Origin of the sequence: Odoribacter splanchnicus DSM 20712 (assembly GCF_000190535.1) — a bacterium.
Classification (GTDB): Bacteria; Bacteroidota; Bacteroidia; order Bacteroidales; family Marinifilaceae; genus Odoribacter; species Odoribacter splanchnicus.
Window position 1 is genome coordinate 2,653,100 of record NC_015160.1, and the last position, 14,706, is coordinate 2,667,805.

Sequence of the window (14,706 nt, forward strand, 5' to 3'; positions counted from 1 at the left end):
TTTACTCTTTTTCAGTTGAACTACTTTGATTTTCCCGTTGACTGGTTTCACTGTCAGGTAATGGAACCACATAATTCCGGAGTTGCATCGTCAACGTCTCTGCCGGCTGGGAACCATCGGGTATACTTTCCAACCGATTGCGTTTGAAATAATAGAAGGTTTGCCCCTCTCCGATAAATTCCCGGATATACTCATTCCGGATAGCCGTATTCAGATCGGTCGGCGACTCTGTATTCAGGCTGATACACTTTCTGGCTTTACGTAAAGGATTCAGGTATTTTTCCAAAGCAATACCGACCTGCCTTTCCCGGACTCCGACACATTCGGCCGCAATCAAATAAAGTTCGCTGACCCGGATCAGGGGAACCATATAAGCAAAACGCTCTGCCTTGGCCTTTGCTTCATCGGTAGTCGTCTGTACCTCTGCATACTTCTTGAAACAACAAAACTCTTTTCCTTCCTTTGTTACAGATTCCCACATTTTAAAACGCAAATCATCGGGAGATTCGAAAATGGTACGGATACGGCCATTCTGATAGCCTCCGGCCAAAGTCAGTAAATTCACCACATTCAGATCAGAGGTAAAATAGGTCTTATAAATATTATCTGTACGAATACTATTGTACAAAGAGAACAATACCTCTGTCGCAAACATATTATCATTGGAGGCTGTATCTGCATAAGTTGCTGTACACAAAGGGAACAAAGGATTCTTTTCGTCAGCGACTTCCTCAATCACCTCAATGGCACATTCTTTTGCCTTGCTGTAATCTTCCTTCCACATATACGCCCTTGCCATCAAAGCTTTCACTGCATAGTAATTCATCCGGTATTGCCGGTAAAAAAGATCATTACCATTTTCTCCTCCACTGTAATTTCTGGCTCCATCGGTAATAACAGGATCGACATCCTTCAATAAATCAGCAGCTCTTGTCAAATCGGTAAGCACACAGTTTAATACGCTGTCTGCGCTTAACAAAGGTTCGACAATCCGTTCCGAAGAAGTCTGGTAAGGTATACTTGCCTGCTCCTTTTCCGTCCAAAGTGGCCCGAACAGCCGGAGCATATCGAAATGTAACATAGCACGTAATCCCAACGCCTCGCCTTTGATCAATTTATAATACAGTTCCGGCAGCACCGGATTCCCGTCTCCGCAATGTTCCAGTATAGCATTCAAATTCGAAATCTGGGAATAAGTGGTCTTCCATACCGTTTCGAACCGGTCTTTTGACGTCTTACTATCATAAGCATAGGACTGGTAACCACTATAATTGTGCTCACTGGTGGTACAATTATAATACTGAGCCATCACATCGATTATACCGGCCGACAAATTACCTCCATAATTCGACGAACTATTCATATTCAGGTACACCCCGTTTAAAGCCATCAGAAACCCCTCTCTTTCTTCAAACAGGTCTTTTTCCATAATCTGATCCTCCGGAGCCACATCCAACCAGGAATTACATGAAGCGCCTATCAGTAAAAGCCCCAGTATCCATATTCTTTTTATTCTATTCATAATCTAATCTTTTTAGCATTAAAACCTTATACCTAAAGAAAAAGCCACACTACGGGCAAAAGGATAATCCAATCCCCGTTCATTTTTTACAGTAGATATCCGGAAAATATCGTTCATATATCCGCGTATAGTCATGGAAGAAGCACCGAAATGCCTCAGCCAGCGAGCCTGGGTTTCATACCCGATGGAAACCGATTCACAGGATAATGTATTCTCATCGGCAACAAAACGGGAAGACATCGGAGTGGTTTCATTCAGAGATATGGCTTTAAATTTAGCGACATCCCCGGGTTTCTGCCAACGGTCGTACAGGGCTCGTTTGTCCTGATTATAATACACGTCCTGATCAGAAATATTCTCTACTTTATTGTACAGAGCACTCAGAAAAATCTGTCCACCTACCCGGTAACGGAAATTTATCGAAGCCGACAATCCTTTCCAATAGAATGAACTGCCGATCACACCTTCCAGCTTAGGATCTGAGTTACCGACGATGACCTCATCATTATAATCGAATTCAAAAGTCTGAGTTCCATCTTTCTTGATGAAAATTTCCCGTCCGGTCACCGGATCGATTCCGGCCGAACGTACAGCCCAGATATCAGAAGGGCTTCCTCCGTCATAATAACGTTTCAAATTTGAACTTCCGATCTTTTGATCAGTTTCATCTTTCCGGTTTTGTGCATTGTATTTTTCCAGTGCATTCCCGATATTCTTATATTCATATTTTAAATGCCGTAAATTTCCATTGATACTCCAGTTCAGCTCCTCCTTCTGTAACACGACGACATTAGCCGAAAGTGTATACCCTTTGGTCGTCTGTTTTCCCAGATTGGTCGGTACGGAAGCTGTGCCTGTCGAAGTCGGTAAGGTCACTGATACCAATAAAGGATCGGTATTCTTCATAAAATAGTCGAAATTCAGACGTAAACGACGATGAAATATTTCTACATCGAATCCGAAATTCTGATCGATTGTTTTCTGCCATTCCAGATTCGGATTCCCGTAAGAAGATATTCTGGCTCCTAAACCGAAAGGATTATTAAAACTTGTCGTATAGCTATACATATTGGACGACATGTACAGGCTAAAATTCTGGTTACCCGGATTACCGATCGAATAACGCAATTTCAGAAAATCAATAAACGCACAGTTTTTTACAAAAGATTCATTGTGTATATTCCAGCCGACACCTACCGCCCAGGTTGTCGTAAACTTATTCGAAACTCCGAAAACAGATGAACCGTCCGCCCTGAAATTAGCATCCAACAGATAACGGTTATCATAGGCATATCCCCCGTTCATATAATAACTGGCCGAACGTTTCTGGCTGTTTGAATAAGAAGGCTTCTCTCCGGACGGATAACCATTGGAAAAAGTAGGAGTGATATTCCGGTCGTCGACATAACCTATCGCTCTAAAACCGGAAGTCTTGTTTTTATTATCGGACACCTGCATACCCACAACGGCATTCACCATGTGTTTATTGTCAAACAACTTACCGAAAGTCGCATTCAAATCCCCGTCATAGCTCAACACATCCCCATTGGTTTCAGAATAAGATCCTTTTTCTTTTTCACTCTTCCCGTAAAATACCGAAGCTTTAGGAGATTGAAAAACTTCTTGTTTAGACACCGACTTCGATACGCTGATTCTGGCTCTCAACCGGAGAGGTTCAATAACCCGCCAATCCACCTCAAAATTGTTCCGGAAGCCGAAATTCCGGGTTCGGTTGGAAGAATTCAAAGACATATCGTACAACGGATTGAAGACATATTCATCACCTGACATAAGTTTATATTTCTCGAGCACTGCCTCCGGCTCTCCATAATCGTTCACTTTCCGGTAATAGGGATTGGCCTGTGAGAATTTGGAAAAAGCTACTTTTTCGCGATCGGATACCGAATAATCAAAATTGACGTAATCGGTAAATGCCAGATTTTTGTAACGGTAAATCAAACGGACGTTTCCGTTCAGGACATTATTGTCAGACCCTTTCATGACACCGGCTGTCCGGTTATAATTTACCCCTAAACCATAACGCATACGGGAATCTCCCCCTTCAATAAAAAGATCATGACTGTGGGAAGTGGCAAAACGTAAAGGTTCGTTCAGCCAATACGAATCCACCCCTTTCTCCACTTCAGCCAAACGTTGGTAGTAAGTAGACTGATAACCTTCGTCTATAATTTCCCCATTTGCATCTAAAGGACCATAACGGCCGGCTAATTTTTCAAATGCCAATTTTTCACGGGCATTCATCAAATTATAATCCGAAAGATCGGCAAATGAAAAATTCAGGTTCCCATTGTAATTCACTTGCAGTTTTCCGGCTTCAGGAGCTTTTGTTTCAACGACAATAACACCGTTCGCTGCCTTGGAACCATAAATAGCGGTTGCAGCAGCATCTTTCAATACAGTGATACTGGCCACCCGGTCCATACTCAGATTACTGATTGCTTTCAAGGTCGATTCGAATCCATCCAGAATAAACAGGGGCTGGTTCGGGTCAGTATCATATTCCTGGGTTAATCCGACAACACTCGTTTTACCACGCACATTAATATCCGGCAAAGTATTGGGGTCAGAGCCGAACTGATTATTCTCAATGATCGCAAAAGAAGGATCGATGGTTTTCAGACTTTGCAAGACATTGGTATTCCCGATCATCTTCAACTCCTTATGGGTATAGGTCTGGGAAGAACCGGTAAAACTCTCTTTTTTCCTGGAATAAATACCGGTGATCACCACCTCTTCCATCTCCGTCGCTTCTTCTTTTAACACAACGGTCAAAGGTTCTGTATTCTTCAAAGTCATTTCAACCGAAGTCATTCCGATAAAAGAAAATACCAAAGTCTGGCCTACAGGATTCGGTAAGCTGATTTCAAAATCTCCGTTTACCCCCGTTGTCGTTCCTAAGGCCGTTCCTTTAATCATAACGGTTACACCCGGTAATGCATTCCCACTTTTGTCCATCACCTGACCGCTAATCCGCTTAGCCACTTGTACTGTCTGCGGGACAGCCGATTTCCGCAGAATAATCGTATTGTTATCTATTTCCGCCGTAAACCCCGTCCCCCTTAAAGCCTGCTCCAAAACTGCAGAAATCTCTTCATTCACAGCAGTGACAGTAATGCCTTTCAAATCTTTTGTTTTATTATAATCATAAATAAAACCCACATCGCACTGTCTTTTAATGGCTGAAATAAACTCTTCCAGTGTAGCATCCTTCAACTTCAAATTTAATCGCTGATGCTGGGAAAATGCGGTTGCATTCAGATTCAAATTGAATACTAAAAGCAAGGCCACCAACTGTGGGACATATAATGCCCATTTTTTACATCCTTGTTTTCTCATAAGTTAGCATTCTTTAGTTCAACATTATTTTAGTCGTTATCATCATTCCCTCACCAAAACGGTATTGCCTGTCGTAGTAAATTTGACATCGCTTGTTTTCTCAATCAAACGAAGAATATCACTGAAACTATCGAAACGTCTCAGTTCACCGGAAAAGACGACCTCTTTTACTTCCGGATTTTGGAAAAACACATGAAAATCATACCACCGTGAAAGAGTAGTCAATATATCTTCAAGACGTTTCCGGGTAAAAACATATTTTCCATCTTTCCAGGCAACATATTCATAGACATCGACAGTCCGCTTTTCAATTTTCCGGTTTTGCCGGTCACAAGCCAGCTGAAAACCCGGTTCCAAAAGAAATACCTCATCCGAAAAGCCCGGAAATTCTACTTGTACCTTCCCGTTAACCAAAGTGGTAGTCAGATTCTGGTCATCTGCATAATTCGTTATTCCGAAACTGGTCCCCAATACCCTGACATTTTGTATTCCCGTATGCACGATAAAAGGACAATTTGTATTTCGTGCTACTTCAAAATAGGCTTCCCCTTCCAGAAATACCTCCCGGGTAGTTCCGGTAAATACCTCCGGATATTTCAGGGTAGATTCTGAATTCAGCCAAACTCTCGTTCCATCTTCCAGAGAAATCTGAAATTCTCCTCCCCGGGGAACAATTACTTTATGCCAAGCCAAGGCAACCGGAATCAGCGTATCCGGCCGGAGATAATCCAAACAACAACTATCCACAATAATATTCTCAGAAATCCTGTTATTCCCCCCATATTCCAAGTTTGTCAGGTTATAAACCTTACCATCAGCCAGTTCCAGAATAGCATTCCGTTGGCCGGGACGGATCTGTATCTCCGCTTCCGAAGAAACGTTTTTTACATCTTGCGGCACAGTTAAAGGTATTACTCCCAACAAAATAATTATTGAAGCTGCTACCACACCACGCCATAACAGACGGTTACGTCCGGGCTTTAACCCCTGTTTATTTATCCGGCTCTGTAAATCAATCCACGCACGGTTCACTTCTGCACTATCCGGCCTTCCAGCCTCTCGTAATTCATAAAAAGATTGTAGATTCCGATAATACCTCTGATGATCGATATCCTGCATCCACATCTCAAAATGTTTGACTTCCTCTTCTGTCAAACGGTTTTCCAGTTTTCTATAAAGTAATTCTATCGTTATTTCTTCTTTTTCCATGGTATTTCATTGAACTTAATCCCACTATCTCAAATGAAAAAGGTCGATTAATTTAGTTGAAAGTTTATAAAGTTCATAATGTTTATAAAGTCATTGGACCCTGCGGGCACCTGGTTGATTGACAATGAAACAGTATACCCAAGGGATGGATCCTATCGAATTGATTATCAATGACTCTATTCTCTTTTTCTTTTCTCATTTTTTTCCCCTCTTTTATTTTTTAATGGAAGCGAAGCTTCCAAGAATTGTTCATTATTCTTTTTGCGAAAACCCGCAAAAAGAATCGGACCTTTAAATTGTCGTATCAAATTATAATAACAGTCTATTTCAATTATCACCTCTAAAACGGACTCACCTATACTTTGTATGACAAGAATTTGACATTTTTATAAAAAATCATTTAAAAATTAAACTGTAACCCTACATACACCAATCTCCTCTGATATTCTTCCCACCCAAGGACAGATTTATAGTCAGTACTATACACAGGATAATTTCTATTTGATTTATCCAACATATTTGTAATTGTGAAAAATGCAAGTAAGTGACCTTTGTTTAACGGAAATATCTTATTGACGGTCAAATCCAATGAATGATAAGCCGTTACTTGTTCCGAATTATAGTCTCCATAAAGAGGAAACCATACATTATCACTAATATTTAAAGCATACTCAACAGGGGTGTAATATAAACCCGGGCGTGCAGAAAAATTTATCCCTATATTCCATTGATTTGCTGTACGCCAGACAATGGAGGTCCGGATGATATAATCCATATCATTGGCAGAACGATAACTCTTTTTCCCCAACCGGACACGGGAATCGATAAAAGTATAGGAACCTGCAAATGAAAATCGCCCTATCGTACGGGCAACAGAAAATTCCAAACCTTTCAGTCTTCGCTCCACAACAGCCTCTTTCCCATTCTCAGCAAAATAGTCCCGGGTATTTTCATTTTTTAGATAAGAAGAGAGTTTTAGATCAAAGTCATAAATATGACTTGTCAGGTCAACAGAATATTGACGGGAAGAATGTAAAGCAAAATTTTGGCTGTTGTATGCCGGAACATTATAAGTATGATATTTTCCGGCTGACAATAACAATGAAAATTTTTCATTCATATTCCATCGTCCCGCAACTTGCCAGGATATATAATCAGGTTGACTGGCTTCAGGAATATTTTTTCTGACCGCACCGCTGAAAAGTAAATGACGCATAGGAGTATACTTACAATAAAAATAACCTTCCCAGACACGGTTATAGAGTTTATCATCGGCCGTTACACCCTCTGCTTCATCCGAATAATTATAAAAATATTTGGGAAAAATGCCATAAAAATTAACTCGTGTATACTGATGTGTGAGTCCAGCCTGAAACCCCAGATTTCTAACAAAATACTTTGCGGCCAACGAGGTATACAAGCGGTTCTCCCGTGTCGAACCGTCCATGACACCAAATCGATAACCGCTTTTACAGAGATCTATGCCATTATTCAATTCAACCACTACACCACTTTGCAAGGCCGCAAAAGTAAGGCCTGCAACCTGAAACCAACGCCGGCTTGTTGCCTTACTTTCGTCCTTATAATTATATTGCTCTGTATCTGCCCGGTAGTACTCGTCGATAGCATATTCATAAAGATTGAATTTCAACCGAGGGGTTAACTGTAAATGGAGGTTCACCCCTCCATCCGTCGTATTGAAACGCTTCAAAAAATCTGTATTAGTATGATTCAGCCAGAGGTATGGAGCTGAAAATTGGTGATTAGCATATAATTGCAGGAAATTTTTATCCGATATCTTTTTACTGATCAGGATACCGGCATTCGCAAGCGATAAAGACAATTTCAAATCATTACGAGTGATGTGTTCAGGCGTTTCAATCTCTATCGCACCTGCAATCGAATTCCCTATTGTCAATGGAGGATTACCCGCATAAACTTTCATCTGTCCGATAAGTTCAGTATTGAAAACAGAAAAATTCCCGATACCGTTCAATTGGGTATTGCGTACCGGCTTCCAGACAGGCACCCCATTCAGCACCACAACGGAATGGTTGCCCGAAGATCCCCGTAATTCTGTATTCGCACTTTCCGATACGTTGGTAGACGCCGCCATCACAGATACTGCTTTCAAAGGATCGGCCCCTGAAGCAGGAGAAAGATAAATATCGATACTCTCCAAACGTTCTACAGCAAAGTCTTCGGATATACTGGGACTCATAACCGTAACATCGTCAAGTTGTATGACTGTTTCCCGCAAGATAATTCGAATATTATTCCAATCGGTAAATGCAGAAACAGGAATTTGCCGATTACGGAATCCGACAAACGACACCTGTAAAACATCGGTTTGCAGAATGTGAGCTGAGATTTTAAAAGTACCGTTTATCTTACAAGTAGTCGCCGCAACCCGTGTACCGTCACGCATAAGCATCACAACAGCCCCGGCCAAAGGTGTTCCGTCAATATCTTGAACAACTCCCTGTATATAAGCATTTTGTGCAGACAAACCAACAGGGATAATGAATACGAACACCAATATCAAATAAAATTTATCCCTAACAGAAGTGTAAACCCGGAATGTCATCCTTTCTCTTATAAACCTGAGCACCTCAGAATAGCTATTTTCATATTTTTGATCACACCCTATAAAATCGGATATACCGGCAAATTCTATAACTGTCATGAACGGCTCCATGATACAGGATAATATTCTTATAATTAATAACCGATACGCTTGAATCTTTTATCATCCGGAAATTTATTCCGGGCATCCTGTTTCAATTTTTCAAAAAGTTCCTGATCCCCATCATCCTTCCGGTTCTTGTAATAGGATAACAAGAAATAAAAAGCATCTCCTTTTCCCCAGGTAGGGTCGAATTCATTTTCTGAAGTACGGTCAGGAAGAGCTATTGCTTTTTTGAAATATGCTTCACATTTACTTTTTCCACCATAAAGCTCCGGTGTATAATAATTATTTATACCCAAAACCAGATAGGCCCGTAAATTATCACCATCCAATTCAATAGCCTTCTGCGCCATCGTTTTAGCTTGATTACTCAATTTAATAGTCGCCAACCATCCTGAAAAATTTATTTGATAATTTTTTAACATACCTAGCAGGGCATAATCTTCAGTTGTCTTGCCTTTTGTAGATTCCAGTATCTCAATCGCCTTTTCCGTAAATTTTTCAGCGTCTTCCTCTTTTTTCAATACCCTGGAAAGTATAGCACATTTATAATAAGCATAAGCTTCCCAATAGGATAAATAACGATTATTACCCTTAGTATTGTAATTTCTCAATTCCCGTACAATCTTTCCTATGGAGTCGATTTTTACTGTATTTACATTTGAGTCGATACGATACTGGAAATCTTGAGCCGAAACCAGATTTACAAGGAAACACAGAAATAAAATAAAAATAACTTTCATGACTTATTGTTTATAATAAACATCGGATTTTCATCCGACAGTTTGTTTCAATTACAGATAAGACGAGCTTATTTTTATTTTGAGTGACAAAAATTTGATATTTCTTCTGATTTTCAACAAAAATCAGGATTTTCTTTTCTGACGATATGGAAATAAAATAACACCAGGGCATTCAAATCATCGGCAAGTAGTTCACGCAATTTTTTATATCCACGGAAAATCTGTGTTTTTATGGTATTTATAGATATTCCCAATTCAGCGGAGATTTCGGTATATTTCTTTCCATCGATGATATGCATACGTACGATCTGGCAGCACTGCAAAGGTAAAGAATCGATAGCTTCATGGATCTTGCGGGTCAGTTCTTCACTGATCACCTCATCCACATCGGCAGCATACATCATCGCTTCTGCCATCAGTAGCTTATTGTTATCCCGAACTTTCAAATGCCGCAGATAATCCAATGCAGCATTTCGTGAAGAGGTATATAACCAGGATTTAATATTTACCTCTGAGGAAAAATAAGGATAACTCTTATATAATTTCAAAAAGACATCCTGCACCAAATCTTTAGCCAGTTCCCGTTCTCCGACATGCCGTTCCACAAAAGGCAGCAATACCGGATAATATTCCCGGAAGATCTTTTCAAAAGAGGCTGTATGAGGTGAAATTTGCCGGTTTGTCATATTTTACAATGGTCAACGAAACGATTTAGTGCGAACAAATATACCACATTTATCTAAATTTTTGACAAAATAATCATAACTTGGCAAACAAATTATAATTGTATCCTTGTTATGCAGAATATCCTTTTCTTTTTGCTTTGTGCACTTCTGACCGGTTGTCATGCCGGGACTTCCCGACCCGAATTACCTGAAATGGTAGAATATAGCGGGCCCAATGCTTCTTCGCTAAGGACTTTTATCGAATCGATAGAAGTGATCAAACTGGACCACCGGGAATCGATCACGGTGGGGGCATATAATGCGATTCGTTCGGACAGTAATAGTTTTTATGTCGGTGACATGCTGAACGGGAGTAATCTTGTTTACCGGTTCGACAGGAAGGGAGAATTTTTAGATTCTATCGGAAAAATCGGAAGAGCACCGGGCGAATACCTGGGATTGAGCGACTTTTACAGTGATCCCGAAACAGACGAGCTCTATATTTTGTCGGGACAAGATGTGCAACTCTACCGCTATCATAAAAACGGTCGGTTCATAGACCAAAGAGAGGTCCCGGACAGAACACAGAGTTTTATCAAACTAGGTCCGCAATTCTGGTTTTACGAGGGGTATAACAATGGAAAATATCCTGAACGACTGACACAGACCGATTCGGCTTTGCAAGTGATGGGGAAATACCTTCCGATGGAAACCAGGACACTGGAAGCCAGTATCGGCCCTTTGCTCACCCAGCATCGAAACGAAGCTTATCTTTTCACCGCCCTCGAACCGGTGATTTACCGGATTATCCCCGGCAGTGCCGTTCCTTTCCTGAAATTCGATTTTGGGAAATATAACGTCCCGGAAAGTTATTGGGAAACGGAAAATGCCATGCAGGCATTTACAGATTTAAGTCAGAAAGGATTTATAAGTATCGCCGGTTTTATGATGAACGACGATTATATCGTCACGGAACTCAATCAGCAAACCGGGATGGAGGATTCGGAGTGTTATTACCTATTGGGCATCAAGGAACGGCATAACGGTAAATGGAACTGGATCCGCCAACGTGCAGAAGAAAATAAACTGATCGCCGACAATCAACCCGCCCCCAAGGTAAGCAATCGTCCGGAATGGTATGCCAAAAAACTCAAAGGCTTCACACAAGACGGTAAGTTGATGATCTTTTTATCGGGTTACGAGCTGGAACGTTTGACAGCAAAAGACAGGCAGTTGATACAAAATCCGGAAATATTGGAAAATGCCGACCCGGAAATGGATATGTTTTTATTTCTTTGTAGTTTAAAATAATGAAAAATCAAACCGATATGGAACATGATGTATTTATCAGTTATTCGAGAAAAGACGAAGAATTGGTGAAAAAGATCAGAGCTGCATTGACGCAAGCGAATATATCTTATTGGATAGATAAAGAGGAGATAAAAAGAGGGACTTCTTATGCCAAAGCGATCTCACAGGCTGTGTATAATAGTAAGATTTTACTTTTTATATGGTCGGAGCATTCGAATAATTCCGAGAATACGGCGAACGAGATTAGCCTGGCACTGGAATTCGAGAAAAATATCGTCCCGTTTAAGATCTCCAAGAAGCTGGGACCCAGCGATATGACCTATCATTTATTGAAATTGGACCGGATAGATGCTTGTCCATTCGAAAGCCATCATATTCAAGAGCTTGTCGCCTCGATCGCCCAATGCCTCGGACGTGGTTTAACTCCGTCTTCGACAACATCCGGCACTTCGGGAAGCACTCCTATTTCGAATACTTTTACCTCCTCCTCTACGGCTTCCAATACTTCAAAGATGGAAACCCATAAGTTCGACAATGGGAGCTATACCGGAGAAATGGCAGATGGAAAATTCAACGGACAGGGGACTTATTGCTGGACCGACGGGGGTAGATATGAAGGACAATGGAAAAACGGGAATATGCACGGACGGGGTATTTTTTATTATGCCAACGGAAGCAAATATAAAGGAGATTGGGTAAACGATAAGAAACAAGGCTGGGGAACTTACGACTGGCAAGACGGAAGCAGGTACGAAGGGCAATGGAATGGTGACTATATGCATGGTCAAGGCGTTTTTTATTATGCCAACGGGGATAAATACGACGGACAATGGGAGAATGATCACAAACAAGGACCAGGCATTTATTATTTTGCCGATGGCAGTAAATACGACGGACAATGGGAGAACGGCAAAAAACAAGGACAGGGAACTTACCAGTGGAAAAGTGGAAGCAGGTATGAAGGGCAATGGAAAAATGATTGTATGCACGGTCAGGGAACACTTTATCATCCCGATGGTAGCAAATATAAGGGACAATGGGTGAATGACAAACAACAAGGAGAGGGGATTTATTATTATGCCAATGGTTGTCGGTATGAAGGACAATGGTTTGACGATAAGAAACAGGGACAAGGGACGTTCACGTGGGTCAATGGGGATAAATACGTAGGACAATGGATGAATGATCGTATGCACGGTCAGGGTATTTATTATCATGCCGACGGAAATAAATATGAAGGGCAATGGGTAAACGATATGAAACAAGGACAAGGGACGTTCACCTGGAATAACGGAGATAAATATACAGGCCAATGGATGAATGACAGACGACACGGACAGGGGACCTATACCTGGGCCGACGGTACCCGGAATTCGGGCATCTGGAAGGAAGGTAAATTTATCGGATAATCCGGGGAAGATAACTATATTTACTTTATTTATCCTTATTCCGGCATTTTTATTCGACTTCTTTCTATCTTTGCGGCAGGATAAAAAGAACAGAGGGGCAGGAAAAAGAAGGGGGAAAGATGGATTTAAAAATTTTCGACAGATAAAAAATGATTTCAGTAGACGGACTTACGGTAGAATTCGGTGACAGAGCCCTCTTTAAAGATATTTCCTTTCAGATCAATGAGAAAGACCGGATAGCCCTGATGGGAAAAAACGGTGCAGGGAAATCCACCCTTCTGAAAATCCTGGCAGGCCAGCGCAAACCGAGCCGGGGCAATGTATCGGCGCCGAAAGATACCGTGATCGCCTATCTCCCGCAGCATCTGATGACCGAAGACGGACGCTCCGTATACGAAGAAGCTTCGCAGGCTTTTGCCCCTCTTTTCGCAATGGAGAAAAGGATCGACGACCTGAACCGTCAGCTGACCGAGCGTACCGATTACGACTCACCCGAATATTATAAATTGATCGAAGAGGTTTCTGCTCTGAGCGAGAAATATTATAGTATCGATCTCACCCATTTCGAAGCAGATGTCGAAAAAACACTGCTAGGACTGGGGTTCAAACGGGAAGACCTGCAACGTCAGACCAGCGATTTCAGCGGAGGCTGGCGGATGCGGATCGAACTGGCCAAAATGTTACTCAAAAATCCGGATGTCCTGCTTTTAGACGAACCCACCAATCATCTGGATATCGACTCGATCCAATGGCTGGAAGAATTTCTGATCAGCAACGGAAAAGCTGTCGTCGTTATTTCTCACGACCGTACATTCGTCGATAACATCACCACCCGGACCATCGAAGTCACGATGGGACGGATCTACGATTATAAGGTGAATTACTCCAAGTACCTGGAGCTACGTAAAGACCGCCGGGCCCAACAACAAAAAGCCTATGACGAACAACAAAAAATGATCGCCGAAACCAAAGATTTTATCGAGCGGTTTAAAGGCACTTACTCTAAAACCCTGCAAGTGCAATCGCGGGTAAAGATGCTCGAAAAGCTAGAGCTGATCGAAGTGGACGAAGAAGATACCTCTGCCCTGCGCCTGAAATTTCCTCCTTCTCCCCGTTCGGGCAGCTATCCGGTAATCGCCCAGGAATTGTCGAAATATTACGGGGATCATCTGGTGTTCAAAGAGGCGGGGTTCACCATTCAAAGAGAAGAAAAGGTGGCTTTCGTAGGACGCAACGGGGAAGGAAAATCTACGCTCGTAAAATGTATTATGGGGGAGATTACGGATTATACCGGTAAACTCACACTCGGCCACAATGTACAAATCGGTTATTTCGCCCAAAACCAGGCCTCTCTTCTGGACGAAGAACTGACTGTTTTCCAGACGGTGGATGACGTTACCCCTTCGGAGCTGAAAAGTAATACCAAAAACCTGCTGGGCGCTTTTATGTTCAGCGGAGACGATATCGACAAAAAAGTGAAGGTACTTTCGGGCGGAGAGCGCACCCGTCTGGCTATGATCAAACTGCTTCTTCAACCGGTCAACCTGTTGATCCTCGACGAACCGACCAACCACCTGGACCTGAAAACGAAAGATATACTGAAAAATGCTTTGATCGATTTCGACGGCACACTGATCGTCGTATCCCATGACCGGGATTTCCTCAACGGACTGGCCCAAAAGGTCTACGAATTCGGAAACGGTAAAGTCACCGAACACCTGGAAGATATCAACGGATTCCTGCGAAAGAAAAAAATGGAGAATCTCCGGGAGATCGAATCCCGGAAATCCTGATCAGGGTA

9 protein-coding genes are annotated in these 14,706 nt (G+C 41.8%); 3 read left to right on the forward strand and 6 right to left on the reverse strand.

Annotated features, from left to right (window positions below; genetic code table 11):
* Position 1: 1 nt before the first annotated feature.
* From ODOSP_RS11175 to ODOSP_RS11200, 6 genes are all read right to left on the reverse strand, one after another.
* Positions 2-1,522, reverse strand: coding sequence for a RagB/SusD family nutrient uptake outer membrane protein (locus ODOSP_RS11175; protein WP_013612413.1), 1,521 nt, complete (start codon positions 1,520-1,522; stop codon positions 2-4).
* A gap of 18 nt (positions 1,523-1,540) precedes the next feature.
* Complete coding sequence (locus ODOSP_RS11180) at positions 1,541-4,879, reverse strand: SusC/RagA family TonB-linked outer membrane protein (RefSeq protein ID WP_013612414.1); 3,339 nt, start codon at positions 4,877-4,879, stop codon at positions 1,541-1,543.
* Positions 4,880-4,921: 42 nt separating this feature from the next.
* Complete coding sequence (locus ODOSP_RS11185; RefSeq protein WP_013612415.1) at positions 4,922-6,088, reverse strand: FecR family protein; 1,167 nt, start codon at positions 6,086-6,088, stop codon at positions 4,922-4,924.
* 400 nt (positions 6,089-6,488) lie between these two features.
* Positions 6,489-8,675, reverse strand: a complete 2,187-nt coding sequence (locus ODOSP_RS11190; protein ID WP_167535996.1) for a TonB-dependent receptor — start codon at positions 8,673-8,675, stop codon at positions 6,489-6,491.
* A 134-nt stretch (positions 8,676-8,809) separates the two neighbouring features.
* Entirely contained in the window at positions 8,810-9,520 is a 711-nt protein-coding gene (locus ODOSP_RS11195) for a tetratricopeptide repeat protein (protein WP_013612417.1), read from the reverse strand.
* A 113-nt stretch (positions 9,521-9,633) separates the two neighbouring features.
* On the reverse strand, positions 9,634-10,206 hold the full coding sequence (locus ODOSP_RS11200) for an RNA polymerase sigma factor (RefSeq protein WP_013612418.1): 573 nt from the start codon (positions 10,204-10,206) through the stop codon (positions 9,634-9,636).
* A gap of 111 nt (positions 10,207-10,317) precedes the next feature.
* On the opposite strand from ODOSP_RS11200, the gene ODOSP_RS11205 reads away from it, so the two are divergent.
* The 3 genes from ODOSP_RS11205 to ODOSP_RS11215 all read left to right on the forward strand — a co-directional run bounded on the left by ODOSP_RS11205 (position 10,318) and on the right by ODOSP_RS11215 (position 14,698).
* Positions 10,318-11,496 (forward strand): 6-bladed beta-propeller, encoded by a 1,179-nt coding sequence (locus tag ODOSP_RS11205; protein ID WP_013612419.1) that lies wholly within the window; start codon positions 10,318-10,320, stop codon positions 11,494-11,496.
* Positions 11,497-11,513: 17 nt separating this feature from the next.
* Positions 11,514-12,905, forward strand: a complete 1,392-nt coding sequence (locus tag ODOSP_RS11210) for a TIR domain-containing protein (protein ID WP_013612420.1) — start codon at positions 11,514-11,516, stop codon at positions 12,903-12,905.
* A 149-nt stretch (positions 12,906-13,054) separates the two neighbouring features.
* Positions 13,055-14,698, forward strand: coding sequence for an ABC-F family ATP-binding cassette domain-containing protein (locus tag ODOSP_RS11215; protein ID WP_013612421.1), 1,644 nt, complete (start codon positions 13,055-13,057; stop codon positions 14,696-14,698).
* The last annotated feature ends 8 nt before the right edge of the window (positions 14,699-14,706 follow it).